The following is a 24,511-nucleotide window of genomic DNA, read 5'->3' on the forward strand; positions in this document are numbered from 1 at the left end:
GTATTGCGATAACGCATCAGGAAGTAGTATGACTTAGTGATCTACCGCCATACCAGCACCTTTCGGATAGCGAACGCTTTCCACCAGATCCTGAATTTCCTGCGGCGGTGCCGCGGTCACTCTGGAAACTGCAAAGGCAACTGCGAAGTTGATCATCGCGCCCACCGCACCGAAGGAGAGCGGCGAGATGCCTAAGATCCAGTTATCCGGCGTGTTGGCCAGCATGTTGGTGCCCGGCACAAAGAACCAGCCTAGATAGGTGAAGATGTACAGCAGGGTGCAAACCAAGCCCGCCAGCATGCCGGCAACGGCGCCTGGGCTGTTCATCCGCTTGGAGAAGATACCCATCATCAGCGCAGGGAATAGCGATGCACCGGCGATACCAAAGGCGAGTGCCACCGTTTGTGCCGCAAACCCCGGTGGATTAAGCCCCAAGTAGGTGGCCAGCAGAATCGCGCCGCCCATGGAGATTCGAGCCGCTAACATTTCGCCTTTTTCGGTGATTTTCGGATTGATCATGGTCTTGATCAAATCGTGACTGATCGCCGACGAGATCGCTAGGAGCAAACCTGCTGCGGTAGAGAGTGCTGCCGCGATACCCCCTGCTGCGATCAGGCCAATGACCCAGCCGGGCAAATTGGCAATTTCCGGGTTGGCGAGTACCAGGATGTCGTTATTAACGGTTAGCTCGTTGCCTTCCCAGCCACGGTCGGTGTAGTCAGTTGCATCATTGTAGAACTGAATACGGCCGTCTTCGTTAGTATCTGTAAAGTTGATCAGGCCTGTCTCTTCCCAGGTACGGAACCAGTCAGGACGCTCTTCGTACAGGATTGGATTGTTTGCTGCTTCTTCGTAGTTTTCGGTTTGGCCAGCCATTTCTGGGTAGACCGTGGTCATCAGGTTCAAGCGTGCCATGGAGCCTACCGCTGGTGCGGTGAGGTAAAGCAATGCAATGAACACCAGCGCCCAACCGGCAGACCAGCGTGCATCAGCCACTTTCGGTACGGTGAAAAAGCGAATGATAACGTGGGGCAGACCGGCGGTACCGACCATCAACGACAGCGTGAACAGCACCATGTTGAGTTTATTGTCCACATCGGCGGTGTAGTCTTGGAAACCAAGCGCATTGACCACATCATCCAGTTTTTCCAGCAGCGGTACACCGGATTCAGTGTGCGTGCTGAACATGCCGAACATCGGAATCGGGTTGCCGGTCAGTTGGAAGGCAATAAATACCGCAGGAATGGTGTAAGCGATGATCAGAACAATGTACTGAGCTACCTGGGTATAGGTAATGCCTTTCATACCGCCAAACACGGCGTAGAGGAAAACGATCAACGCAGCTAGCCAGATACCCCAGGTGTTGCTGACTTCAAGAAAGCGTGAGAACGCCACGCCCGCACCGGTCATCTGGCCGATTACGTAAGTGACTGACGCTACAATCAAACACACAATCGCCACCAGGCGAGCGGTGTTGCTGTAGAAGCGGTCACCAATGAAGTCAGGCACGGTGAACTTACCAAACTTACGCAGGTAAGGAGCTAACAGCATCGCAAGGATAACGTAGCCACCGGTCCAGCCCATAAGGAAGGTGGAGTTAGCGTAACCACCAGAGGCCAGCAGGCCCGCCATTGAAATAAACGACGCCGCTGACATCCAGTCAGCCGCAGTCGCCATACCGTTAGTGATCGGATGAACGCCGCCGCCCGCGACGTAGAAGTCTTTTGTCGAGCCTGCTCGTGCCCAAATCGCAATGCCGATATAGAGGGCAAAGGAGGCGCCGACGAACAGTAAGTTAATTGCAAACTGGCTCATACCGGCTTACTCCCCAAGGCCAAATTTTTCATCGAGCTTATTCATCTTCCAGGCATAGAAGAAGATCAGCACGATAAACGTTAAAATGGAGCCCTGTTGTGCAAACCAGAAGCCAAGATCGGTGCCGCCGACCGGAATACCGGCGAGCAGTGGGCGAAACAGGATAGCGCATCCGTAAGAAACAAATGCCCAAACAGCTAGGCATCCGAAAATTAAGCGGACGTTAGCTTTCCAGTATTCAGCAGCATTAGTTTTGTCGTCTGCCATTGTGTTGCTCTCCACTTGTGATTTTTAAGGTTGGGAAAGTTCACGAGGAATAGCGTGTGACCCATCAGGGCAATCGCACGTCGAAAGCCACTCAATCGTATAGAGTGGTGAGCCAGCTTTCGTCAGCACGTCACCTTATTATTCGATATAGACTTTCGAGTTAGTAAGTGACGTGCGATTACCCTGCATGACTCATTGTTAATACTGGGCAATAAACACAAAAAAATAAATCCCAGACTTTGGTATCAATAAACAGCTAAAGTGCCCTTTTTGTTTTACATGTGGTTGAAAATACGTATTTTTAGGCATTTTTTAAGCGAAGTTTACAGGCGTTTGCAGAGCTATAGGACGATAGTCTAGTGAGCAAATATAAGTGGTTATTGGCTACTTTAAATACATGGAGAGAATTTTAAGGCTAATCGTGATTAGTAGATGTTGAGACTTTGGTCGTGTGTCAAAAGTCGCTTCGACCTTAGCGTGATAGCTAAAGGTATAACGACGTTATACTTGCTAGTTGGGAAGTGAATCCTTTATACCCGTACCACCACCTTCACATAATAATCGATTACCGTTTTTGAAGCGTTGGAAAGGCTCCTTTGACGTTGATCAATGTCGGGCGGAGTGCTTATTTACTTTATTTTCTAGTTCGCCTTTAGTTGAATGAGGTCATGCACAATGGTCGATGTGGATCTATCCCAACTGCCGTTCACGCTTCTTGACGATGAAGGTCGTGACCACATTCGCCGTGGCATTGATCTTGCGTATTTTGACCGCGACGAAATAATCCTAGAGACCGGGCAGGCGGGAGAGTTTGTTTACCTGATACATAAAGGTGAAGTGGCAGAAATCGACCCCACGCTGCCCTCGTCTACCTCGCGTATTGGTCATTACACGGCCGGGGACCTATTTGGCGCGATCAGCATTCTCAATGGTAAAAGCCGCTATCGTTTTAAGGCCGAGCAGGAGTGCTTGTGTTACCTGCTGCCCAAAGCGTTGTTTCAGCAGTTGTGCCGTCATTACCCGGACTTCAGTAATTTCTTTCGCCAATCGCTGACGCATAAAGCACGCTTACTGACTGAAAAGCGTGCCGAAGGAGGTGTCACCATGGCGGGTTTTATGTTGGCCAAGGTAAGCGAATGTATGCGTGCGCCGCTGTTAATGGCGGCGGCTACTGATATTGCCAGCGCGGTGAAGCAGCTCAACGACAGCCACGCCGACAGCCTGCTCGTCGAGACTCAAGGCAAGCTAGGCATGGTGACGAAAACCGACCTGCTCAATGGATTGGTATTGCACGGTAGAGCGTTGTCATCACCGCTTGATGAGATCGCCCATTTTAATCTGGTCACCGTCGCGCCGGATCAATACTTATTTGAAGTTCTGGTACTGATGACGCGGCATAAAGTGACGCGTGTAGTGGTGCTGGAGCAAAACGTTCTCAAAGGCGTCGTCGAACTCACCGACGTACTTAGCTATTTTTCCAGTCGCAGCTACGTGGTGAGTCTACAAGTCGAACAGGCGAGTAGTTTGGAAGCACTGTCGGCGGCCAGCCAGCGCACCCCAGAGCTGGTGAAGGCGCTGATGGCTCAAGGCGTAAAGCTACGCTTTGCGATGGATCTACTCGCTGCGCTGAACGGCCGTATCATGAGTAAAGCCTGGGAATTCACTATTGATGAGAAGTACCGCGAGCAGAGCTGCATGATGGTGATGGGTAGCGAAGGGCGCGGCGAACAAATACTAAAAACCGACCAGGATAATGGCTTGATTCTCGCCGACGACGCGCAGTGGCCAGATCTTATGAGCCACATGCAAACGCTCACCGATACCCTCATCCAGCTTGGCTACCCGCCGTGCCCCGGCAATATTATGGTTTCGAACCCTGAGTGGGTGGCCACGGTGTCGCAGTGGAAGAGCAATATTGCCAAATGGGCCAGCGAGCGGGATGGCGACAGCCTAATGAAACTGGCGATTATGCTTGATGCTCATGCCGTGGCCGGTAACCCCAATCTGCTTGAGAGCGTACGAGAAGAGCTATTTGAACGCTGTTCTCGTGATGAGCTACTGCTTTCGTACTTTGCTCGCACGGCGCTACGCTTTTCCACACCGCTAACGCTGTTTGGCTCGCTGAAAAAGCCCCAGCACGGTATCGATATCAAGAAAGGCGGCATTTTCCCCATTGTCCACGGCGTGCGTACCATGGCGCTGGAGCGACGAATCAAAGCGACCTCAACACTGGATCGTTTAGACGCGCTGGCCGCCGATGGCCGCTTGGATCGACGGTTCGCTGACGACCTGGGCGAAGCCCTGGCGCTGTTTTCCGAGTTGCGTCTCAAACAGCAGCTCACTGCCCTAGAGGCAAGTAGCACATCGCAAGAGGCGAACCGCACCAATCGTGTCGTGGTGCAAAGCCTCTCTTCGCTAGAACGCGACCTATTGCGTGAAGCACTGCACATTGTGAAAGACTTTAAGCAGCGGCTTTCCCATCGTTATCATCTGGAGTATTCGTGAGCGGAATGCGGCTGTTAGATCGACACGTGGCACTTTTTAGCGGTTCCTTACGCACCTTGTTGCGTCGCGAAAGCGACCGGCGACGCTGTGCTGATTCTCCCTATGCCTGGCTCTTTCAGCCCTATATGGGCGAAGAACTGGTAGCGCTTGCCTGCACATCAACGCCTACACCGACGTCACCTGTGACCAGTTTGGCCGCCGTAGTGCTTAGCCAACAGCAGGTGCGTACCAGCCGTGCTTTTGTGCTGACGCTAGGCGCACCGGGGCAGGCTGACCATGCATCGCTGCGTCGCCACCACCTGCTGAGCCAGGCAGGGGAGGTGGCTGCCCCAAACCGCGACAATTTAAATGCGTTAGTAGAGTTTATTGGTAATCGCCCTATTGTCGGCTGGCAGTTAGACCAGCGGATTGGGGCGTTAAATGCGTTGCTGAGAAAGCGGTTGGATTTCGCGCTGCCCAATGCCCAGGTCGACGTAGAAAAGCTGCATCAGCGCCAGCTGCGGCGCTTGCATCCGGAGATAGAGGCGCCGAGTAGCTTTGCCCAAGCGCTGGCGTGCTGGCAAGTACCCGCGATGGGGATGCAGGGCGTGTTAGGTGAGGCTACTTCCAGCGCGCTGCTCTATATGCGCCTGCAGCGCATTATGGCGGAGGCTGCTTAGTCATAGGCAGCGCTGTATACGAGTAGTTGGGTCAGGGCGGTGAGTGTTGTTAGAATAGTAGCCACTTTTTCTTGAATGCCTTCCACCCTCGGCAGTGCTTATACCATGCAATCTCTTGATCATTTTGACCCGGCTTCCCTCGGAGTCGCCCACGCTGATGTAGAGCAAGACTCGCCAGAGCTGGCTGATGCAAAGCAGAAACGTGAATTTAACAAGCTGCAAAAGCGCCTACGCCGAGAAGTAGGCAATGCGATTATTGATTACCAGATGATCAATGAAGGCGACCGGGTCATGGTCTGTCTCTCCGGCGGCAAAGACAGCTATACGATGCTGGAGATTTTGCGTAACTTGCAGCGCAACGCGCCGGTCAATTTCTCACTGGTAGCGGTCAATCTGGATCAAAAACAGCCTGGTTTTCCCGAGCACGTGCTGCCTGCGTATCTGGATAAGCAGGGCGTGGAGTATCACATCGTCGAGCGTGATACCTACTCGGTGGTGAAGGAGAAAACCCCAGAAGGCAAAACTACCTGTGCGCTCTGTTCACGTCTGCGCCGCGGTTCGCTGTATGGCTTTGCTGAAGAGATTGGCGCCAATAAAATCGCCCTGGGTCACCACCGTGAAGACATCCTCGAGACTCTGTTTCTCAATATGTTCTTTGGCGGCAACTTAAAAGCGATGCCGCCTAAGCTGCTTTCTGATGATGGTAAAAACATCGTCATTCGGCCACTGGCTTACTGCAAAGAAGCCGATATTGCTGAGTTTTCACGGCTAATGGAATTCCCGATTATTCCTTGCAATCTATGCGGTTCGCAACCCAATATGCAGCGTCAGGTCGTCAAAGAGATGCTCGCCGAGTGGGACAAAAAATTCCCCGGTCGCCTGGAAAGCATGTTTAAAGCCGTTACCAATATTGCGCCTTCCCAGCTAGCGGATCGCAATCTCTTTGATTTTGAAGGGCTAGAAGCCAAACAGGCAGAACTACTGGCCGGACGGATCCAGGCATTTAACGTCAGCTAGCGTTTTGCTCCTCTTCGGCGAGGGTGATTAAGCGTTGCATATCAAGAATATTGACCTCTCGCCCGGATACCGCCACTACGCTCTGCTGCTGGAAGCGGCTTAAAATCCGGCTGACGGTTTCCACCGCTAAACCCAAATAGTTGCCGATATCGGCCCTGGACATGGAAAGGCGGAAACTGTAGGGCGAGTAGCCACGGCGACGAAAACGATCCGAAAGTGTGATTAAAAAACTCGCTAGCCGCTGGTCGGCAGTTTTACGTGATAGCAGTCGCATCATGCGCCGGTCGTCGCGCAACTCTTTGCTCATGCTGCGATACAGCTGGCCACGCAGTTCGGGCAGCTCCTCAGAGAGTGAGTCCAAGCTATCAAAGGGAATCTCGCAAACGGTGGTTGTTTCCAGGGCAATTACACTCCCTGGGTAGTGCTCTTCATCGATCCCGTCCAACCCCACTAGCTCGCTCGGGAGGTAGAAATTGGTCAGTTGTTCGCTGCCGTTTCCCTCTGAGGTGACCTGCTTCAAACTGCCCGAACGGACCGCGTAAACGCTGGTAAAGGTATCGCCTTGGCGAAATAGTGGCTCGCCTTTTTTCAGCGGTGCGCGACGACGAATAATAGCATCGAACTGGCCCATATCGTCGATCTCAAGGGCAAGTGGCAGGCATAGTGAACTCAAGCTGCAGGTTTGGCAGCGAGCTTCATGGAGTAGCGAGCGTCGGCGGCTCATGGGTTCCAACATGCGTAGCTCCTTGAGTAGCGTCGTGAGTGGCAGGTATTCATTACGCTGTCCTGAGGTATGCTTCTCTTATTATGGAAGCTTCATTTCGTTAGCGATAGTTTGTTTACACAATCTTTGAGTAGTGTTTGCCTGATTGCTGCGGCAGGTGAGCATCAAACGCCATGGCTAAATGACGAATCAGCAGCCGCCCCATGGGCGTCGCGCTTAGTTGGTCGCCGCTGCGTGTCAGCAGGCCATCTCGCTCGGCGCCCTGTAAGTGCTCAAGCGCTTGCGCAAAGTAACGCGGGGCATCAATGTTCCAGCGTTGACCGATGGCGGCCAGATCAATGCGCATATCACACATTAGTCGCTCAATAACGTCCCGGCGGATCAGGTCATCGTCACTTAAGCGCAGCCCACGTACGGTTGCCAATTGGCCTTGATCCAGCGCTGCTTCATAGCGGGCCAGATCACTAGGGTTCTGTGCATAGACGTCATCGACGCGAGAAATCGCCGACACGCCAAGCCCGATTAAGTCGCACTGGGCGTGGCTGGAATAGCCTTGAAAGTTGCGTTGGAGCGAGCCTTCGCGCTGGGCGATCGCCAAGCTGTCATCAGGACGAGCAAAGTGATCCATGCCGATGTGCACATAACCGGCCGCGGTGAGCATCTCAATCGTGGTGCGCAGAATCGCCAGCTTCTCATCGCTGCCCGGCAGGTCATCGACGTTAATCCGCCGCTGGGGGGCAAAGCGCTCGGGCATATGAGCGTAGTTAAATACCGAAAGCCGTGCGGGGTTTAGCTCGATCACTTGGCGCAGGGTGTCCGCAAAGCTTTTTTCAGTCTGAAAGGGCAAACCGTATATTAAATCGAGATTGAGCGAACGAAAGCCCAGCCGGTGTGCTTCATCCATCAGCGTCTCGGTGAGCACCCGTGGCTGAATACGGTTAATGGCTTTCTGTACCAGCGGGCTTAAGTCCTGCACGCCTAAACTGATGCGATTGAAGCCGAGCGATTGCAGGTGGCGCAGCGTAAATACGTCCGCTTCGCGTGGGTCGATTTCAATCGCGTAATCGCGATCAGACGCGGACGAGAGACCAAAGCGCGCGTCCAGGCGATCAATCAAGTCGCCCATCTGGTTCAAGTTAAGAAACGTCGGTGTTCCGCCTCCCCAATGCAACTGCTTCACTGGTCGTGTGGTATCCAGGTGGCGAGCAGTCAGCACCATTTCACGGTCGAGCCGGGATAAGTACGGCTCGGCCAGGGCGGTGTTCTTGGTGGCAATTTTATTACACGCGCAGTAAAAGCAAATTTTACGGCAGAAGGGGATATGCACATACACCGAAAGAGGACGTTGGCTGGCATTGCTGCGCTCTAACGCCTGGGTCAAATCGCTCGGGGTAAATTGGTCGTGAAACGACAACGCCGTGGGGTAAGACGTATAGCGCGGGCCACTGGTATCGTAACGGCGTAGCAAGGCTTCATCCCACTCTTTCTGCTCCGGTGCTGCCCCGGCCATGGTTGAAGTCATCGTAGAAGAAGCCGCGGGGGCATGAACGGGCATGAAGTGGCTCCGGCGTTAAAAGGGGCGTTTTAAAGGCTGTTTTTTCAAAGCCAGAGCCAGCCTAACGCGCGGCGCCGATATAAATATTGAGCCAAGTCATGTTAATGCAGGTTGTGTGCGGTGACTGTCCACAGTTGCCACAACGCGAACGCAATGATCGTTATGGCTGCGACGCTGCGCGTGGCTGGGTGACGAATCAGGTGGCTTAACTGGCGCGCGGCAAGCCCGGTGGCCAGCAGCGCAGGCAGCGTGCCCAGTCCAAAGGCGCCCATCAATAGTGCGCCCTGGAGCGGGTCGGCAATCGCTAAGCTCCAGGCCAGCATGGAGTAGACCAGCCCACAGGGCAGCCAACCCCATATCGCCCCCAGCGCAAAGGCTTGGGGTAAATGAACCACTGGCATTAAACGTCGCCCTACCGGCTCGATGAAGCGCCATAGGCGGCGGCCTACCGCTTCCACTTTCAGCAGCCCTTTCCACCAGTTGGCGATATACAGCGCCATCAGGATCAGCATCAGCGCCGCAAACACTTGTAGCAGCATTCGCGCCGTGGCTGAGAGGGAAAACAGTGTGCCTAGTAGAGCTACCAGTGCGCCTGCGCTCATATAGCTAGTAATACGACCTGCATTATAGCTGAGCAGCAAGCCTCCCATACGCGCCGGATGGCGCATGCTGGGGGGGACTGCAAAAGTGAGCGCGCTCATAATGCCACCACACATGCCAATGCAATGGGCGCCGCCCATCAAACCAAACACGAACGCCGCCAGCAGTGGCGGCAGGTCAAGGCCGGTTGGATTCATGGCCGGGGCTCTTGGTCGTCGGTTGAGTTTTCGGCGGGGATAGTCGGCTTTTGCTTAGCGCGCTGACGTTGTTGACGCTGTTCAGGGGTTAGGTCGTTCTCATCTTCATCAAACAAAATGCGGTGCGCCGGGCCTTCCAAGTCGTCGAACTGATCATTTTTCACCGCCCAAAAGAATGCCCAGACGGCGAGGCCCAGCAGAATAAGTGAAAGCGGAATGAGTAGATACAGAATCGTCATGCGGTTACCGGTGTTGAAGCGCTTGGCGAAGAGGCGGGCGGCGTCGTACGCCAGCGTGACAGCCGCAGCGCGTTACCCACCACCACTAGCGAGCTGAGCGACATACCAATGGCCGCCATCCAGGGTGGCACCAGCCCCATGGCCGCCAGCGGCAGCGCCGAAAAGTTGTAGCATACTGACCAGATCATGTTCTGGCGCATGATACGCCGGGTCGCGCGGGAAATCTCGATAGCCTCAAAAATCCGCATCAGGCGTGGGCTGAGCAGCACCGCGTCGGCGCGGGTGCGGGCTAAGTCCGTCGCACCGTTCATGGCAATTGCCACATCAGCACCGGCTAACACCGGCACGTCGTTGATGCCGTCACCAATCATCACCACGGTTTCGCCAGCGGCTTGAAGCTCTTTCATCCGGGCCAGTTTGCCTTCTGGGCTGGTGCCTGCGTGCCACGTCGTTATGTTGAGTTGGTTGGCCAGGCTCTCCACAGCATCGACGGTATCACCGGAGAGCAGCTCCACGGTTAGCCCCTGGGCCTGTAGGGCTTTGATCGTGGCAGCAGCGTCATCACGAATGCCATCATGAAGACCAAACCAGGCGCGGGGTTCGCCGTTTTCGCTCAGCAGCAGCCATTGCCCCCTGGCGGGTGCCGAAATGGGTTCTCCAGTGGAAAATTCTGGTTTGCCCAGCTTCCAGCGCGCGCCGTTTAGCGTGCCCTCTAGTCCTTGACCGGTATGGCTATGAATATCTTTTGCCTGAAGCGTTGCATCCCGAAACGGACGAAAGGCGCGGGCGATAGGGTGTTCTGAGTGGGCTTCGAGCGCCGCGGCAATCGCCTGGGCACGCTCGGCGGTTAATTCGCCGAACGGTTTGGTCTGGGTCAGGTGCATCTCGCCGCGGGTGAGCGTGCCGGTTTTGTCAAAGATTGCCCGGGTTACGTTGGAGAGCGTCTCCATGGCATCGGCACGGGTTATCAACACGCCGCGCTTGCGCAGTTGACCATGGCCTGCGGTCAGGGCCGCGGGGGTGGCCAGCGCCAGCGCACAAGGGCAGGTCACGACCAGCACCGAAAGCAGTACCCAGAGCATCCGCGAGGGGTCGATAAACCACCAGGCGATGGTGACGCAGGCGGTCACCACTAACAGGCGAAGTACAAATAGGTGGGCCATGCGCGCCGCCATCTGGGCCAGCCGCGGACGGCTGGCAAAGGCGCGATCGGTGAGATCGACAATGCCCGCCACACGGGCATCGCGCCCGGCGTGGGTAACTCGGATCACCAGCGGGTTTTCCATGTTCTGGCTGCCGCCGATAATGCGGTCGCCCACCCGACGGGTGACCGGCAGGTATTCGCCGGTCAGCATGGATTCATCCAGGCTTGATTCACCCTCCTCAATCACGCCATCGGCAGGCACGCCGTGGCCGGGCTTGATCAAGACACGATCATCCGGGGCGAGTTCACTGGCAGGCAGAATGCGTTCGCTGCCGTCGCTTTCCAGTCGTGTAGCCGAGATAGGCAGCACACCGCTCAGCGCATTGCCGCTATGCCCACTACGGCGCCTGGCGCGGCCTTCCACGTAGCGCCCAAACAGCAAGAAAAAGGTGAACATGGCGACCGAGTCAAAATAGACCTCGCCGACGTTAAACAGCACCGCATAGCTGCTGGCAAGATAAGCTCCACCGATCGCCAGCGACACTGGCACATCCATCCCCAGTACGCCGGTGCGCAGGTCGCGCAGGGCATTGCGAAAGAACGGCTGGGCGGAGAAAAATACTACCGGCGTTGCTAAGGCAAACGAGAGCCAGTGGAACAGCGCGTAGAAATCGTCGCTGATTTCACCGGGGCCGGAGACATAAATGGGGATCGAGAACATCATCACCTGCATCATGCCTACTGCAGCGATGATCAATCGCCGCACGTTCATGCGCTCTTCATGCTGCATGCGTGCTTGGGCTTGATCCGGTTCGTAAGGTTGAGCGTCGTAGCCAATTGCAGCCAGTTCGGCTAGTAGTTGCGAGAGTTTAAGCTGCTGCGGGTCCCAGCTCACGCGCAGTCGGTGGTGGGTTAAATTCACCGCGCTGGTGGTAATTCCCTCCAACGCATTCAGGCGGTGTTCAATCAGCCACGCACAGGCGGCGCAGGTAATGCCTTCAATGGCGAGGGTGGCTTTGACGTTGCCCTCATCACCATCAGGGTGAACAAACTGCGCCTGCAGGCCGGGGTCGTCAAACACCGACCACGTGTCTGCTTTGGCGGCTTGGTGTTCATCGGGGCGTTCGGGAAGTTCGGTCCGGTAGCGGTAGTAGCTCTCTAGCCCGCCGTCGACAATGGCATGAGCCACCGCTTCGCAGCCGGGGCAGCAAAGCGGGTGGGTGTGGTCATCCAGGGTAATCGTCCAGGGTGCCGCAGCGGGCACCGGGTTACCGCAGTGGTAGCAGTCAGAGGCAGGCGCGGCGTTGCTCATTCGCTTTCTGGACGCCCTCCTGGCAATAGCGCGACGCTATTTTCATTCGGGAACGTCGCTTCACCCGTCAGGCGCCAGTCGGCATCTTCTAGTGCGGGCTGAATCTGTAGGTACCAGCGGTAGCGCAGGTTGTCGGGCCCCTGGGTTATATAGCGGCCGTCACGGACATGCTCAAGTATGAACGATTGATCACGGTCATCCTCGGTAGGGAAGATGAGGTCCAGATAGAGCTTGTCGGGACGCGCATCGCCGCTTAAATCAACCACGATGTCGCTGGTCATCGGATCAAGACGTAGCTCGGCGCTTAAGTTCTGAGCGCGGGCCTGCTCCTGCTTGGCAAGTACCATATTAATGGCTTTGCCATGCTCGTAGTAATCCTCCTGCACTACCATGCCATCAAAACTTTTAACTGACATAACGGCAAAGGTAATGCTGAACATAATGGATGAGAGCAGAATGCCGATCAGAAACCATGGCCAAAACTGCTTGTACCAGGGGATCACCTTCTCGCTAGAGGGTAGGGATGACATCGTCGTTTATCTCCTAATATCGCCCAGGAAGCGGGCATCCCGCTCAAGGCGAATACGTTCGTCTTGCTGAGCCTGCAGTGTGAATACAATGTCGTGACTGGGTTGCTGTAGTTCGTCAGGGCTAGCGGTCACCGTAACGACTTCTAAGCGCGACTCACCCGCAGGCACGTCAATCATATTGCTCTCTAAGGCTAAACTGGGCAGCCCGGAAACGCTCAGCTGGTAAGTGTGATCCTGGTCATCAAGGTTACGAATGGTCAGGGTAAACACATTACTAATCAGGCCGTCGCGGGTCGTTTGGTAAAGTTGGGTGCGCTCCCGCTCAGCGTCAAAGTTAAGCGGCATGCGGTCATTAATCGCCCAGGCAAAAGTGCCTATCATTAGCACCAATGCGGCAAAGTAGCCTAGCAGGCGAGGGCGCATTATATGGCTCTTTTTGCCCTCAAGCGCGTTTTCGGTAGTGTAGCGTATCAGCCCTCGTGGGTAGCCCATTTTGTCCATCACGCTGTCGCAGGCGTCGATGCAGGCGGCGCAGGTGATGCACTCATACTGCAGCCCATCGCGGATATCGATGCCGGTGGGGCAGACCTGCACACACAGGTCGCAGTCGATACAGTCGCCGTAGCCAGATTGCCGCGCTTCCTGGTGGCTCAGCCCTTTTTTGCGATGCCCGCGAGGTTCGCCGCGGGACTCATCGTAGGAGACAATCAGGGTGTCACGGTCAAACATTACCGATTGAAAGCGGGCATAGGGGCACATATAAATGCACACCTGTTCACGCAGCCAACCCGCGTTCAGGTAGGTGAATACCAGGAAAAAGCCCACCCAGAAGTAGGACCAGCCATGGGCTTCAAATGTCGGTAACTCCGCCACTAAATCGCGAATCGGAGTGAAATAGCCCACAAAGGTGATGCCGGTAGCGAGCGCTATCAGTAGCCAAGCGGTGTGCTTGGCAGTTTTACGCCACGCCTTATCCGCTGTCATCGGCTGATCGTCGAGCTTGATGCGCCTGTTACGCGAGCCTTCGATGCGGTGTTCAAGCCAGATAAACAGAAAGGTCCAAACGCTTTGCGGGCAGGTATAACCACACCACACCCGACCAGCAAAAACGGTAATAAAGAACAGCCCAAAAGCACAAATGATCAACAGCCACGACAGCAGTATGAACTCCTGCGGATAAAACGTGGCGGTAAAGATATGGAATTCACGATTAGGCAGGTCGAATAGAATGAGTGGCCGGCCGCCAAGGTTAATCCAGGGCACTAGGAAAAACATCATCATTAACGCCCAATTAGTACTGCGGCGTAGTTTCTGGAAAATACCTTTAATTTCTCGCACATAAATGTGACGCCGTTTGGCGTACATTTCCTGAGTAACCGGTTGTTGTGGAGGAGTGTGATGCCCCACCGGATTCGGCGTGACGTCTTGGGTCGGTATCTTTTCCATGGCAGTATTCCCGGCTCAGAAGGCAGGAGAGAGTGCACCCCAGTTTCGTAAAGACGGTGCATGGTCAATATTGTATCGGTTTGCGCATAAAGAAAGGGTGCGGTTTGAGGCCGCACCCTTGCTTGGCTAGCATGGCTGTCTAGTCAATCAGTCTGCTAAGCGCAGGCTATACACGTAAGCAGCGACCAGGTGAACACGCTCTTCACCAATATAAGCCGCTTGCGCTGGCATATGACCGTTACGGCCATTGCGTAGCGTTTGACGGATGGAGTCACCTACCTCTTGGCCGGGCGCCAAGTAGAGCCAGGTATTGTCGGTCAAGTTAGGCGCGCCGAGGGCTGTATTACCCGTGCCGCTTGGGCCGTGGCAAGCCGCACACACTGCTGTAAAGGTGCTTTCGCCCTGTTCAGCTTGTGCCTCGTCATGCGCTTCATCAGACAGTGAGAGCACGTATTGAGACAGGTTCTCAATATTGTTTTGCCCCAGCTGCTGCCAGGAAGGCATCAGACCGTTACGGCCATTCGTCAGCGTTTGAACGATATTGTCGGGCTCTCCGCCGTATAACCAGTCGTCATCGGTCAGGTTCGGGAAGCCGTAGCCACCTTGCGCGTTAGAACCGTGACACACCGCGCAGTTGTTCTGGAAAATGCGTTCCGCCACCTGCATCGCTTCGTTATCTTCGGCTAGCTCAGGAATAGGCACTTCCTGATACTGGGCAAAAATCGGTGTGAAGCGTTCTTCCGCTTGTGCAACTTCCTCTTCCCACTGGCCCTCTTGCGACCAGCCCAGCACCCCGGCGTAGTTGCCAAGGCCGGGATAAAGAACGAGATAACCCAGCGCAAAGATCACCGTCAGAATGAACAGTTTGAACCACCACTGAGGCAGTGGATTGTCATACTCTTCAATACCGTCGGCAGCATGGCCAGTGGTTTCTACGTTGCCTTCAGCATCCGGCGTTTTATCGGTACGACGGTTGGAGAGCAATATCCATACGCTCAGCGCAATTGTGCCCAGCGTAATGATAATGATCCAGGCACTCCAGAAGCCGGATAGGGAGTCACCCCATAAATTATTCATAACTTCTTATCTCCCCTGTCTTGGCGGGAATGCGCTTCGCTATCGCGTTCATGCGACGCGTGCTTGTCACTGGTCGGTTGCTCATCTTCATCGGCAAAGGGCAGGTTGGCCGCTTCGTCGAAGTCTGGCTTGCGCCGCTTGGAGTACGCCCAGAGGGCGATGCCGATAAAAGCGAAAATCAAGATCAGCGTGATGAGTCCGCGAAAAGTTCCCGTATCCATAACTTAACGAGTGCCCTCGAGCACGGTTCCGAGCTGCTGTAGATACGCGACCAGGGCAGTAATTTCCTGGGTGCCGCGGACATCTGCAGTCGCATTGGCGATATCTTCGTCGGTATACGGCACACCTAGCTGACGCAGCGTGCGCATCTTTCTCGGTGTGGCGTCACCATCGAGGGTGTTTTCAAACAGCCAGGGGTAAGCCGGCATAATCGACTCGGGCACTACATCCCGCGGGTTGTAGAGGTGAGCACGGTGCCAGTCGTCGCTATAGCGGCCGCCTACACGCGCCAGATCCGGCCCGGTACGCTTGGAACCCCACAGGAAGTTGTGCTCATAAACCTGCTCACCCGCCACGTTGTAGTGGCCGTAGCGCTCGGTTTCAGCGCGGAACGGGCGAACCATTTGTGAGTGACAGCCCACGCAGCCTTCACGGCGATAGATGTCACGGCCTTCCAGTTCCAGCGCTGATAGAGGCTCCAGGCCTTCAACCGGCTCGGTGGTCTGCTTCTGGAAAAACAGTGGCACCACCTCAGCCAAGCCGCCGAAACTGATCACGACAAGGATCAACACGGCAAGCAGGCCAACGTTCTTTTCGACAATCTCGTGTTTCATTGGTCTCAACTTCCCCGGTTTAAGCAGCTTGTGGCGCTGAATGGCTGATGGCCTCACGACGCTTAACGGTCATGTAAACGTTGAATGCCATGATCAGCATGCCGGTGACCCAGAAGAGGCCGCCGATTAAGCGCACGAAGTAGCCCGGCGCGCTGGCTTCAACGGCTTCAACGAAGGTGTACATCAGGGTGCCGTCAGGGTTGATCGCACGCCACATCAGGCCTTGCAGAATGCCGTTAACCCACATGGAGGCGATGTAGAGCACGGTGCCAATAGTGGCCAGCCAGAAGTGCACGGCAATCAGGTTGACGGAGTGCATTTCAGTGCGACCGAATACGCGCGGGATCAGGTGGTACATCGAGCCGATAGTGATCATCGCTACCCAGCCGAGCGCGCCGGAGTGAACGTGGCCAATGGTCCAGTCTGTGTAGTGCGACAGCGCGTTGACCGTTTTAATGGCCATCATCGGGCCTTCAAACGTCGACATGCCATAGAACGATAGGGCCACTACCAAGAAGCGCAAAGTCGGATCCGTGCGCAGCTTATGCCAAGCGCCTGACAAGGTCATCATGCCGTTTATCATGCCGCCCCAAGAGGGTGCCAGCAGGATGATCGACATGATCATGCCCAGCGACTGCGCCCAGTTCGGCAGCGCCGTGTAGTGCAGGTGGTGCGGACCTGCCCACATGTAAATCATGATCAGCGCCCAGAAGTGGACGATGGAAAGACGGTAAGAGTAGATCGGTCGCTCAGCCTGCTTCGGCACGAAGTAGTACATCATGCCCAGGAAGCCAGCGGTCAGGAAAAAGCCTACCGCGTTATGGCCGTACCACCACTGCACCATGGCATCCACCGCACCAGCGTAGATCGAGGTGGAGTACATCGGGGTAACCGGGATCGCCGCGTTGTTGACGATATGCAGCACTGCAACGGTTAAAATAAACGCCGCAAAGAACCAGTTCGCCACATAAATATGCGACGTGGTGCGCTTTTTAATCGTCATCAGGAACACGATGGCATAGCTGATCCAAACGACTGCAATCAATATATTGATCGGCCACTCTAGCTCAGCGTACTCCTTGGTCGTGGTGTAGCCCATGGGGAGCGACACGATCGCTGAGATAATAACGGCTTGCCAGCCCCAGAACGTAAAGGCCGCCAGCCTGTCCGAGAATAGCCGTGTCTGGCACGTTCGTTGGACAACGTAATAGGACGTTGCAAAGAGCGCCGAGCCACCAAAAGCGAAAATAACGGCGTTAGTGTGTAACGGACGCAGTCGCCCGAAGCTGGTCCAAGGTATGCCGAGGTTCAGTTGCGGCCAAACCAGTTGCGAGGCGAGGATGACACCAACGGTCATTCCCACGATGCCCCACACAACGGTCATAATCGCGAACTGCCGAACTACCTTGTAGTTGTAGGTCGGGTGTTCAAGTGCTGTGCTCATTTCATGTTCCCATCGAACGCGGTTAGGGGGTAACCCGTGGCATTTTGCACGGATGCGGCCACCCGCTTGATGATGCAGGTCAAGATCCGACGAGGATTCTAGCGCAGCCGAGGCTTAAGCTGAACATGCCAATAGGTTAATCATTGAATTATTAGGAGCGGTGCATGTCACATTACGCTTTGTCTGACTACATTTCGCTAACGCCAGATGCATTAAGCGAAGAGACTCATCTCGACTCAAACGGCTGTTATTTGGTGCAGGGCATGGGGCCGTTGGCAGTTCATGGTGAGGCCAAAATAGGACGCTTGCTGTTTGCCCATGGCGCTGGCGCCGGCCAGCAGTCCGCTTTCATGCGTCAATTTGTCACCTCTTTGGCTGGGCGGGGCATACAAGTTCTATGTATTGATTTCCCCTATATGCAGCAAATGCAGGAAACCGGCAAGCGACGCCCACCGCCGCCGATCGCGCAGACGCTTGCCCAGTTTGCCGAGTGGTATGCGCTACTTGATTCCCTGTTTGACGGGCCGCTGTGGGTTGGGGGGAAATCAATGGGCGGCCGCGTGGCGACGCTGTTAGCCAGTCAACAACCGTGCCCTGGTGTCGTGGTGGCCGGTTACCCGTTTCATCCCACCAAAGTGCCGGAAAAGCTTCGTTTGGAACACTGGCCGACGATTACTTGCCCCATGCTAGTGATACAAGGCGAGCGAGATCCTTTCGGTACTCAGGAGGAGGTCACAAGCTATACGCTGCCCGCTAATGCACAGCTGGCTTGGCTGAAAGATGGCGATCACGATTTCAAGCCACGGCGCTCTTCTGGGCTAACGCAAACGTTTTTGATTGACGAAGCCACCCAGGTTGCGGCATCCTTCGTCCGCGTTCACAGCCAAGGCTTGAAAGACAAGGCTTGAAAGAAGAGGGCAACGCGCTAGCTTAAAAGCAGTTTTTAAGCGCAGCATGTTGACATTGAAACAACCTTCTGTAGAATGCAGCGCCACGTGACCAGCGGGTGGTTAGCTCAGTTGGGAGAGCACCAGCCTTACAAGCTGGGGGTCACTGGTTCGAACCCAGTACCACCCACCATATTTAGTAATCGCTAAAATGGTTTGGAAGCGTGAAGTAAAAAGTAAGATTAAGCTTTGATGTGCCTAACGGACCGGTAGTTCAGTCGGTTAGAATGCCGGCCTGTCACGCCGGAGGTCGCGAGTTCGAGTCTCGTCCGGTCCGCCAACATCAAATCAGTATCTGCTTTATGAGCAAGTAGTATTAAAGTACGTTATCGCTATTCGGACCGGTAGTTCAGTCGGTTAGAATGCCGGCCTGTCACGCCGGAGGTCGCGAGTTCGAGTCTCGTCCGGTCCGCCACGATAACTGCGAAGCAAGGTTGGTAAGTGCCTGTGGGACTTATTGACAGATTGGGTGGTTAGCTCAGTTGGGAGAGCACCAGCCTTACAAGCTGGGGGTCACTGGTTCGAACCCAGTACCACCCACCATCGCCTACCATTTAAAGCGCCTCTGAACCGCTGAAAATGCTATGCATACGATGGTTGTAGTAGTAATGCGCCTTAACGTGGACCGGTAGTTCAGTCGGTTAGAATGCCGGCCTGTCACGCCGGAGGTCGCGAGTTCGAGTCTCGTCCGGTCCGCCATTAAGCGCTTAGATTGAAAATGTAACATCGGCATCAGCCGAACGAATTCCAAAAAAAGCCCGGATCAATGATCCGGGCTTTTTTATTGCGTGCAGCCCATAGGCTGCACGCTAGCCTTAGCCGATAGCGCTGACACCCGCTTTGGCAACTTGTACGTCCTGGTCGGGTTTAACGCCGGAAATGCCCACGGCACCCACCACATGGCCATCCACTGTGATCGGCACACCACCTGAAAGTAGACCCTGCAGCGGCGCAGAAATAAACGCTGTACGGCCGCCGTTAATCATCTCTTCAAATACCTGGGTCTCTTTACGACCTAGCGCTGCGCTGCGCGCTTTTTGCGTGGCAACATCGGCACTGAAAGGGGCGGCACCATCTAAGCGGCGCAGGCCCAATAAGTGGCCGCCGTCGTCGGTTACTGCGATAGTGACCGGCCAGTTATTGCTGTCGGCTTCTTTTTGCGCCGCGTCTAATACATTGATGACATCGGCTTGAGCGAGGATGGCTTTTGTTTGCATGGTGTAATCCTTTTTAAGGCAGGGAGTGAGTCGCCGCGCTATTAAGTAGCAGCGCGGCGGTAGGGGTTAAAGAGTAACCACTAGCGCTAGGGAAGTGCCGCATCGACGATTTCAACCCAGTGGCGCACCGGCGTCCGGTTGGCGCCAGCCAAGTGGGTTTGACAGCCGATATTGGCAGTGACAATCATCTCTGGATTACCGGCCTCCAGGGCATTGAGCTTATTGTCGCGCAGTTGGGTGGCAATTTCCGGTTGAGTAATCGAGTAAGTGCCCGCCGAGCCGCAGCAGAGGTGCGCATCCTGCACCGGCGTTAACGAAAAGCCGAGCTTGGTGAGTACGCCTTCCACTGCACCGTTAAGCTTTTGCGCGTGTTGCAGCGTACAAGGGCAGTGAAATGCCAGCCGCTTGGATCCTTTAACGTTCAATGCTTCCAGGGGCTCATCGCGCAAGATTTCGACAATGTCTTTGGCCAAGGTGCTGACCTTTTGCGCTTTAACGGCGTACTCAGGATCATCCTTGAGCATATAGCCATACTCTTTAACAAAGGCGCCGCAACCGCTGGCGGTTTGAACGATGGCTTCAGCGCCTTGTTCAATATATGGCCACCAAGCGTCGATATTGGCGCGCATACGAGCCCGGCCATCGTCCTGGGCGTTGAGGTGAAAATCAACCGCGCCACAGCAGCCTGCTTCAGCCACCGGCGTTACGCTAATGCCGAGCCGATCTAGGATCCGCGCGGTAGCCGCATTGGTATTGGGTGACAGCCCCGGCTGCACGCAGCCTTCCAGAATCAGCACTTGCCGGGTATGACGGTGCGCATCAGGGCGTACGCCTGCATCTATCGGTTCAGCGGGCATTTTATTGCGTAGCTTGCTAGGCACCAGCGGCTTAAAGGTTTGACCCAGCTTTAGCAGCGCCTGAAAGCGTTTAGGTTCGACCATCATCTTACGCAGCGCATAGCGCTGAGCCCGCTCGCCAGCAGGGCGGGGCACCCGGCGCTCAATTTCGGCACGGCCAATGTTGAGCAGCTTGTGGTACTCCACGCCTGAAGGGCAGGTGGTTTCACAGTTAAGGCAGGTCAGGCAGCGGTCAAGGTGCAGGCGAGTCTCTTCGGTGACCTGGTCGTCATCGTCGCGGCTCTCAAGCAGCTCCTTCATCAGATAAATACGCCCGCGGGGGCCGTCGCGCTCATCGCCTAACAGCTGGTAGGTGGGGCAGGTGGCGTTACAGAAACCGCAGTGAACGCAGGTGCGCAAAATGCTATCTGCTTCCTGTATGTGCGGCTTCTGACGGTCGGCATCGGTAAATTGCGTCTGCATGTCAGCTCTCCTGATTAAAACGCCGCATAAAGACGACCGGGATTGAATATGCCATGGGCATCCAGCTCCGCCTTTAAGTTACGATGATATTTTTCCACCACCGCATTCAGCGGTGTGAAAGGCTCAACGGCGCCGCCCTGGGCATGGGGTGTGTAACAGGTGGCATGGCCGCCTACTGCTTTGCAGGCGGCGCGCAGCGTATCAGCGTCCAGCGCTGTTTTTACCCAGCGCTGACTGCCTGCCCAGTCGTAAAAAATATCGGTTTCGGCAATATCCAGGTTCAGAGGCGCGGTATTGGGCGGCAGCGATAGCCGCCACAATGCTTGGCCGTCGTTTAGCTGGAAAAATGGATGGCTATGGTCGCGTAGGGATGTCCAGAAGCTTGGATCAAGCGATTCGCCGCCTAAGCGCTCCTGGGTTGCCTGTACTGAGCTTTTACCCCCCTCTAGGCGCAGAAAGAGTTCACCGTTATGCCAGGCAGCCGCTGTGATTGGTAGCGGCTGACGGCCCAGCTCGGCCAGCTTTTTCAGCGCATCGTTAAGGTTGAGCGATAAACGCAGGCTGTGCGTGGCGTTGGGGATCGGCAGCACCTTAAACGAAATATCGGTCAGTACGCCAAGCGTTCCCTGGGCGCCAGCCATCATGCGCGAAAGATCGTAACCGGCGACATTCTTCATCACTTCGCCACCAAAGCGCAGCAGCTTGCCCTCTTGAGTGATTATCCGTGTGCCGAGCACAAAATCCCGCGCCGCACCCGCCCAGGGGCGGCGTGGGCCGGAAAGGCCGGTCGCAACGGCACCACCAATGGTCGAGGCTTCGCCAAACATGGGCGGCTCAAACCCTAACATTTGGTGTTTCTCTGCCAGCGCTGCTTGAAGGGCGCTTAGCCGCGTGCCAGCGCGCACGGTGACGATCAATTCCACCGGGTCGTAGCTGACAATGCCACTATGTTCAGCCATCTGCAGCGCTTGGCCTTCCACCGGTCGGCCATAAAAAGCGCGGGTATCTCCGCCTACAATACGTAGCGGAGTGCGTGCGTCATACGCACTGCGCACCTGCTCACACAGCGTGTCAGCGATATCGCGGTCGGCGGCATGCATCGCTAGTTCGGTCATGGTCTATTCCAATATTTATTTTGCCTAGTGGTGATCTTGACTAGGTCACTATTAAAAACGGGGCAGATCCGGGTGCGGCAGTTCGTTATTGTGAACATGCATGGCGCCAAACTCTGCGCAGCGCGCCAGGGTTGGAATGTTCTTGCCGGGGTTGAGCAGTCGCTTAGGGTCAAATGCCGCTTTCAGGGCATGAAAAACGCTAATCTCATCCGGCTGGAACTGGCTGCACATTTGGTTGATCTTTTCGCGCCCAACACCGTGCTCACCTGTGATCGAGCCGCCTGCCGCGACACAAAGCTCAAGAATCTTGCCGCCCACCTCTTCGGCAAGCGCCAACTGTCCCTCTTTATTGGCATCAAACAGGATCAGCGGGTGCATGTTGCCATCACCTGCGTGGAATACGTTGGCAACTGCCAGGCCGCTTTCCTCGGAAAGCGCGGCAATGCCTTTGAGTACGCGGGGGAGTTCGCGGCGTGGAATCGTGCCGTCCATGCAATAATAATCGGGTGACATACGGCCCACTGCAGGAAAGGCATTCTTACGCCCGGCCCAGAACTTGGCGCGCTCGGCTTCATCGCGGGCCTGCTGGATATTGGTGGCCCCAGCTTTTTCAAGTACCCGCCGTACGGTATCGCAATCGTCGTCCACGTCGGCTTCTACGCCATCCAGCTCGCAGAGCAAAATCGCTTCGGCGTCGAGGGGGTAGCCTGCTTTGACAAAATCTTCGGCGGCTTTGATGGCAAGTTTATCCATCATCTCCAGGCCGCCGGGGATAATGCCAGCGGCAATAATGTCGCCCACGGCGCGTCCCGCTTTTTCGACATCGTCGAAGCTGGCCATCAGTACTTTGGCGGTTTCGGGCTTGGGCAGCAGCTTAACGGTAATTTCGGTGACCACGCCAAGCATGCCTTCTGAGCCATTCATCAACGCCAGCAGATCAAAGCCGGGCGCATCGAAAGACTCGGCGCCCAAGGTCATGTGCTCTCCCTCAATGGTGAGCACGTCGACGCGCATCACGTTATGCACTGTCAGGCCGTATTTGAGGCAGTGTACGCCACCAGCATTTTCGGCCACGTTACCGCCGATCGAGCAGGCAATTTGCGAGGAGGGATCCGGCGCGTAGTAAAGTCCGTAAGGCGCAGCAGCTTCAGAAATTGCCAGGTTACGCACGCCAGGCTGAACTCGCGCCATGCGGGCATCGGGGTCCACACTCAGTATTTTGCTAAAGCGCGACATGACCAGCAGCACGCCTTGCTCCAGTGGCAGCGCGCCGCCAGAGAGGCCGGTGCCCGCGCCGCGGGTAACGACGGGCACGCCCAGCGCATAGCAGCGCTTCAGCAGCCCTTTTACCTGCTCCAGGGTTTCAGGCAGTGCCACCAGCATCGGTAGCACGCGATAGGCCGCTAGCCCATCGCACTCAAAGGGGCGGAGGTCTTCTTCACGGTGCAGCAGCGTCATATCCGGGACCGCTTGCTGCAGGTCGTTCAAGACCTCGCTTTTATCTCGCTGAACCAATTCGCCGTCCAGACGCTCATCAAAGAGGATATTCATCACGACATCCCATGCTTATTATCATTAAAGGCAAACGTTGAAAATTTAGGCGCATACCACCAACTGGCATGGCCTCAATTTGAGCTTTTTTTATCCATCTGTCTAGGTGGTGGTGCATTGGTCTGACCAGTAATTGGTCGACAGTGATGCCTTCTTTGTTTAGTACTGGGTGAAGTGCTGGCAAGCTGGTCATATTGCCCATCAGGAGAGTTACCATGGCAGCAGAAAATCAAGCCTTGTCACCCGGGCAGCGAAGGCCGGATCAAGTGGCCACCCGGCTTGAGCGGCTTATTCTTGATGGCGTCTTTCGCCCCGGCCAGCTGCTTCCTTCGGAACGACGGCTGTGTGACCGGTTGGGCGTCTCCCGCGCATCGCTGCGTGAGGGATTAAGAATTCTGCGCAGCAAAGGAATTATCGATACCCGGCAGGGCCACGGCTCAACGGTAGCTACGCTGCTGCCCGTCAGCAATCAAAGCCCTTTAATGCACTTGTTTAAAGACCATCCACGTACGCTGTTTGATCTACTGGAAGTGCGTGCTCTACTGGAAGGGGAGTCGGCGTGGTTAGCGGCAAACAGAGGCACTTCCGCCGACCGAGTGTTGATCACGCGGCGTTATCGTGAAATGGCCGACTACGTGGAATCAGCCGAGACGATCGATGTTGAACGTCTTGCCAGGCTCGATCACGCTTTTCATTTAGCGGTTTCCCAAGCCTCGCACAACCCGGTACTGGTACACACGCTGCAAAGCCTGACCGACTTACTGCTTAGCTCGGTTTTCGCTTCGGTCAAACACCTTTATCATTTGCCGGTACCGCGGGCGATGATCAATCAGCAGCATGCCCAATTGCATGATGCCGTTGTCAGCGGCGAGGCGGCGCAGGCAAAACAGGTTGCGCTGGAGCATCTCTCCAGCATTAGCCAACTGCTGCGTGATCTGGAGGTGGAGCATGATAGGCTGGAGCGCTCCTCCATGCGCCTTGAGGAGTGGCAGTAGTGA

General features: G+C 55.5%; 22 protein-coding genes and 5 tRNA genes. 10 read left to right on the forward strand and 17 right to left on the reverse strand.

The window, feature by feature from the left end; translation table 11 throughout:
• Window positions 1–33: 33 nt before the first annotated feature.
• Together HUO07_RS03195 and HUO07_RS03200 are read right to left on the reverse strand one after the other, a co-directional pair.
• The gene (locus HUO07_RS03195; RefSeq protein WP_176302346.1) at window positions 34–1,815 is read right to left on the reverse strand and encodes a sodium:solute symporter family protein; all 1,782 of its coding nucleotides are present in this window, start codon (window positions 1,813–1,815) and stop codon (window positions 34–36) included.
• Window positions 1,816–1,821: 6 nt separating this feature from the next.
• On the reverse strand, window positions 1,822–2,082 hold the full coding sequence (locus tag HUO07_RS03200; RefSeq protein WP_176302347.1) for a DUF4212 domain-containing protein: 261 nt from the start codon (window positions 2,080–2,082) through the stop codon (window positions 1,822–1,824).
• Window positions 2,083–2,757: 675 nt separating this feature from the next.
• Here HUO07_RS03200 and HUO07_RS03205 point away from each other — a divergent pair.
• The 3 genes from HUO07_RS03205 to ttcA all read left to right on the forward strand — a co-directional run bounded on the left by HUO07_RS03205 (window position 2,758) and on the right by ttcA (window position 6,263).
• Window positions 2,758–4,587: a DUF294 nucleotidyltransferase-like domain-containing protein gene (locus tag HUO07_RS03205; protein WP_176302348.1), complete on the forward strand. Its 1,830-nt coding sequence runs from the start codon at window positions 2,758–2,760 to the stop codon at window positions 4,585–4,587.
• A 5-nt stretch (window positions 4,588–4,592) separates the two neighbouring features.
• The gene (locus HUO07_RS03210) at window positions 4,593–5,246 is read left to right on the forward strand and encodes a 3'-5' exonuclease family protein (RefSeq protein WP_176302461.1); all 654 of its coding nucleotides are present in this window, start codon (window positions 4,593–4,595) and stop codon (window positions 5,244–5,246) included.
• A gap of 105 nt (window positions 5,247–5,351) precedes the next feature.
• Complete coding sequence (gene ttcA, locus HUO07_RS03215; RefSeq protein WP_176302349.1) at window positions 5,352–6,263, forward strand: tRNA 2-thiocytidine(32) synthetase TtcA; 912 nt, start codon at window positions 5,352–5,354, stop codon at window positions 6,261–6,263.
• Here the strand turns inward: ttcA and fnr are convergent.
• The 11 genes from fnr to ccoN form a co-directional block, all read right to left on the reverse strand.
• The gene (gene fnr, locus HUO07_RS03220) at window positions 6,256–6,999 is read right to left on the reverse strand and encodes a fumarate/nitrate reduction transcriptional regulator Fnr (RefSeq protein WP_176302350.1); all 744 of its coding nucleotides are present in this window, start codon (window positions 6,997–6,999) and stop codon (window positions 6,256–6,258) included. The two genes, ttcA and fnr, sit on opposite strands and share 8 nt — an antisense overlap.
• A 103-nt stretch (window positions 7,000–7,102) precedes the next feature.
• Window positions 7,103–8,542 (reverse strand): oxygen-independent coproporphyrinogen III oxidase, encoded by a 1,440-nt coding sequence (hemN, locus tag HUO07_RS03225; RefSeq protein WP_176302351.1) that lies wholly within the window; start codon window positions 8,540–8,542, stop codon window positions 7,103–7,105.
• Window positions 8,543–8,643: 101 nt separating this feature from the next.
• Window positions 8,644–9,339: a sulfite exporter TauE/SafE family protein gene (locus HUO07_RS03230; RefSeq protein WP_176302352.1), complete on the reverse strand. Its 696-nt coding sequence runs from the start codon at window positions 9,337–9,339 to the stop codon at window positions 8,644–8,646.
• Window positions 9,336–9,578: a cbb3-type cytochrome oxidase assembly protein CcoS gene (ccoS, locus tag HUO07_RS03235; RefSeq protein ID WP_176302353.1), complete on the reverse strand. Its 243-nt coding sequence runs from the start codon at window positions 9,576–9,578 to the stop codon at window positions 9,336–9,338. Before ccoS ends, HUO07_RS03230 begins: the two co-directional genes overlap by 4 nt.
• On the reverse strand, window positions 9,575–12,034 hold the full coding sequence (locus tag HUO07_RS03240; protein ID WP_176302354.1) for a heavy metal translocating P-type ATPase: 2,460 nt from the start codon (window positions 12,032–12,034) through the stop codon (window positions 9,575–9,577). Before HUO07_RS03240 ends, ccoS begins: the two co-directional genes overlap by 4 nt.
• Window positions 12,031–12,564 (reverse strand): FixH family protein, encoded by a 534-nt coding sequence (locus HUO07_RS03245; RefSeq protein ID WP_176302355.1) that lies wholly within the window; start codon window positions 12,562–12,564, stop codon window positions 12,031–12,033. The genes HUO07_RS03240 and HUO07_RS03245 overlap by 4 nt, the downstream gene beginning before the upstream one ends.
• 6 nt (window positions 12,565–12,570) lie before the next feature.
• Window positions 12,571–14,010 carry a cytochrome c oxidase accessory protein CcoG gene (gene ccoG / locus HUO07_RS03250; protein ID WP_008955978.1) on the reverse strand — a complete coding sequence of 480 codons (1,440 nt, stop codon included), beginning with the start codon at window positions 14,008–14,010 and terminating at the stop codon, window positions 12,571–12,573.
• 147 nt (window positions 14,011–14,157) lie between these two features.
• Window positions 14,158–15,087 carry a cytochrome-c oxidase, cbb3-type subunit III gene (gene ccoP, locus HUO07_RS03255; RefSeq protein ID WP_008955979.1) on the reverse strand — a complete coding sequence of 310 codons (930 nt, stop codon included), beginning with the start codon at window positions 15,085–15,087 and terminating at the stop codon, window positions 14,158–14,160.
• Window positions 15,084–15,308 carry a CcoQ/FixQ family Cbb3-type cytochrome c oxidase assembly chaperone gene (locus tag HUO07_RS03260; RefSeq protein WP_008955980.1) on the reverse strand — a complete coding sequence of 75 codons (225 nt, stop codon included), beginning with the start codon at window positions 15,306–15,308 and terminating at the stop codon, window positions 15,084–15,086. Before HUO07_RS03260 ends, ccoP begins: the two co-directional genes overlap by 4 nt.
• A 3-nt stretch (window positions 15,309–15,311) precedes the next feature.
• Window positions 15,312–15,920 (reverse strand): cytochrome-c oxidase, cbb3-type subunit II, encoded by a 609-nt coding sequence (gene ccoO, locus HUO07_RS03265; RefSeq protein ID WP_008955981.1) that lies wholly within the window; start codon window positions 15,918–15,920, stop codon window positions 15,312–15,314.
• A gap of 19 nt (window positions 15,921–15,939) precedes the next feature.
• A complete protein-coding gene (gene ccoN, locus HUO07_RS03270) occupies window positions 15,940–17,364 on the reverse strand; it encodes a cytochrome-c oxidase, cbb3-type subunit I (protein ID WP_176302356.1) in 1,425 nt (474 codons plus the stop codon).
• 164 nt (window positions 17,365–17,528) lie between these two features.
• Here ccoN and HUO07_RS03275 point away from each other — a divergent pair, with 164 nt between their 5' ends.
• From HUO07_RS03275 to HUO07_RS03300, 6 genes are all read left to right on the forward strand, one after another.
• Window positions 17,529–18,272 carry an alpha/beta fold hydrolase gene (locus HUO07_RS03275; RefSeq protein WP_176302357.1) on the forward strand — a complete coding sequence of 248 codons (744 nt, stop codon included), beginning with the start codon at window positions 17,529–17,531 and terminating at the stop codon, window positions 18,270–18,272.
• 96 nt (window positions 18,273–18,368) lie between these two features.
• Window positions 18,369–18,444, forward strand: a tRNA-Val gene (locus HUO07_RS03280).
• A gap of 70 nt (window positions 18,445–18,514) precedes the next feature.
• A tRNA-Asp gene (locus HUO07_RS03285) sits at window positions 18,515–18,591 on the forward strand.
• 58 nt (window positions 18,592–18,649) lie between these two features.
• Window positions 18,650–18,726, forward strand: a tRNA-Asp gene (locus HUO07_RS03290).
• Between the two features lie 52 nt (window positions 18,727–18,778).
• Window positions 18,779–18,854: transfer RNA gene (locus tag HUO07_RS03295), tRNA-Val, on the forward strand.
• A 79-nt stretch (window positions 18,855–18,933) separates the two neighbouring features.
• Window positions 18,934–19,010, forward strand: a tRNA-Asp gene (locus HUO07_RS03300).
• 116 nt (window positions 19,011–19,126) lie between these two features.
• Here HUO07_RS03300 and HUO07_RS03305 read toward each other — a convergent pair.
• The 4 genes from HUO07_RS03305 to glcD form a co-directional block, all read right to left on the reverse strand.
• Window positions 19,127–19,528: a heme-binding protein gene (locus HUO07_RS03305; RefSeq protein WP_008955984.1), complete on the reverse strand. Its 402-nt coding sequence runs from the start codon at window positions 19,526–19,528 to the stop codon at window positions 19,127–19,129.
• Window positions 19,529–19,614: 86 nt separating this feature from the next.
• Window positions 19,615–20,847: a glycolate oxidase subunit GlcF gene (glcF, locus tag HUO07_RS03310; RefSeq protein ID WP_176302358.1), complete on the reverse strand. Its 1,233-nt coding sequence runs from the start codon at window positions 20,845–20,847 to the stop codon at window positions 19,615–19,617.
• Window positions 20,848–20,861: 14 nt separating this feature from the next.
• The gene (glcE, locus tag HUO07_RS03315) at window positions 20,862–21,962 is read right to left on the reverse strand and encodes a glycolate oxidase subunit GlcE (RefSeq protein WP_101147521.1); all 1,101 of its coding nucleotides are present in this window, start codon (window positions 21,960–21,962) and stop codon (window positions 20,862–20,864) included.
• A 51-nt stretch (window positions 21,963–22,013) separates the two neighbouring features.
• Window positions 22,014–23,513, reverse strand: coding sequence for a glycolate oxidase subunit GlcD (gene glcD / locus HUO07_RS03320; protein WP_176302359.1), 1,500 nt, complete (start codon window positions 23,511–23,513; stop codon window positions 22,014–22,016).
• Window positions 23,514–23,728: 215 nt separating this feature from the next.
• Here glcD and glcC point away from each other — a divergent pair, with 215 nt between their 5' ends.
• Window positions 23,729–24,508, forward strand: coding sequence for a transcriptional regulator GlcC (glcC, locus tag HUO07_RS03325; RefSeq protein WP_101147519.1), 780 nt, complete (start codon window positions 23,729–23,731; stop codon window positions 24,506–24,508).
• The last annotated feature ends 3 nt before the right edge of the window (window positions 24,509–24,511 follow it).

It is taken from the genome of Vreelandella maris, from assembly GCF_013371085.1.
Classification (GTDB): Bacteria; Pseudomonadota; Gammaproteobacteria; order Pseudomonadales; family Halomonadaceae; genus Vreelandella; species Vreelandella maris.

What these genes read in the sequence shown, in the direction of transcription:
- HUO07_RS03195 (WP_176302346.1), bottom strand. Translation starts at nt 1,815, where the DNA reads ATGAGCCAGTTTGCAATTAACTTACTGTTCGTCGGCGCCTCCTTTGCC.
- HUO07_RS03200 (WP_176302347.1), bottom strand. Translation starts at nt 2,082, where the DNA reads ATGGCAGACGACAAAACTAATGCTGCTGAATACTGGAAAGCTAACGTC.
- HUO07_RS03205 (WP_176302348.1), top strand. Translation starts at nt 2,758, where the DNA reads ATGGTCGATGTGGATCTATCCCAACTGCCGTTCACGCTTCTTGACGAT.
- HUO07_RS03210 (WP_176302461.1), top strand. Translation starts at nt 4,593, where the DNA reads ATGCGGCTGTTAGATCGACACGTGGCACTTTTTAGCGGTTCCTTACGC.
- ttcA (WP_176302349.1), top strand. Translation starts at nt 5,352, where the DNA reads ATGCAATCTCTTGATCATTTTGACCCGGCTTCCCTCGGAGTCGCCCAC.
- fnr (WP_176302350.1), bottom strand. Translation starts at nt 6,999, where the DNA reads ATGTTGGAACCCATGAGCCGCCGACGCTCGCTACTCCATGAAGCTCGC.
- hemN (WP_176302351.1), bottom strand. Translation starts at nt 8,542, where the DNA reads ATGCCCGTTCATGCCCCCGCGGCTTCTTCTACGATGACTTCAACCATG.
- HUO07_RS03230 (WP_176302352.1), bottom strand. Translation starts at nt 9,339, where the DNA reads ATGAATCCAACCGGCCTTGACCTGCCGCCACTGCTGGCGGCGTTCGTG.
- ccoS (WP_176302353.1), bottom strand. Translation starts at nt 9,578, where the DNA reads ATGACGATTCTGTATCTACTCATTCCGCTTTCACTTATTCTGCTGGGC.
- HUO07_RS03240 (WP_176302354.1), bottom strand. Translation starts at nt 12,034, where the DNA reads ATGAGCAACGCCGCGCCTGCCTCTGACTGCTACCACTGCGGTAACCCG.
- HUO07_RS03245 (WP_176302355.1), bottom strand. Translation starts at nt 12,564, where the DNA reads ATGTCATCCCTACCCTCTAGCGAGAAGGTGATCCCCTGGTACAAGCAG.
- ccoG (WP_008955978.1), bottom strand. Translation starts at nt 14,010, where the DNA reads ATGGAAAAGATACCGACCCAAGACGTCACGCCGAATCCGGTGGGGCAT.
- ccoP (WP_008955979.1), bottom strand. Translation starts at nt 15,087, where the DNA reads ATGAATAATTTATGGGGTGACTCCCTATCCGGCTTCTGGAGTGCCTGG.
- HUO07_RS03260 (WP_008955980.1), bottom strand. Translation starts at nt 15,308, where the DNA reads ATGGATACGGGAACTTTTCGCGGACTCATCACGCTGATCTTGATTTTC.
- ccoO (WP_008955981.1), bottom strand. Translation starts at nt 15,920, where the DNA reads ATGAAACACGAGATTGTCGAAAAGAACGTTGGCCTGCTTGCCGTGTTG.
- ccoN (WP_176302356.1), bottom strand. Translation starts at nt 17,364, where the DNA reads ATGAGCACAGCACTTGAACACCCGACCTACAACTACAAGGTAGTTCGG.
- HUO07_RS03275 (WP_176302357.1), top strand. Translation starts at nt 17,529, where the DNA reads ATGTCACATTACGCTTTGTCTGACTACATTTCGCTAACGCCAGATGCA.
- HUO07_RS03305 (WP_008955984.1), bottom strand. Translation starts at nt 19,528, where the DNA reads ATGCAAACAAAAGCCATCCTCGCTCAAGCCGATGTCATCAATGTATTA.
- glcF (WP_176302358.1), bottom strand. Translation starts at nt 20,847, where the DNA reads ATGCAGACGCAATTTACCGATGCCGACCGTCAGAAGCCGCACATACAG.
- glcE (WP_101147521.1), bottom strand. Translation starts at nt 21,962, where the DNA reads ATGACCGAACTAGCGATGCATGCCGCCGACCGCGATATCGCTGACACG.
- glcD (WP_176302359.1), bottom strand. Translation starts at nt 23,513, where the DNA reads ATGAATATCCTCTTTGATGAGCGTCTGGACGGCGAATTGGTTCAGCGA.
- glcC (WP_101147519.1), top strand. Translation starts at nt 23,729, where the DNA reads ATGGCAGCAGAAAATCAAGCCTTGTCACCCGGGCAGCGAAGGCCGGAT.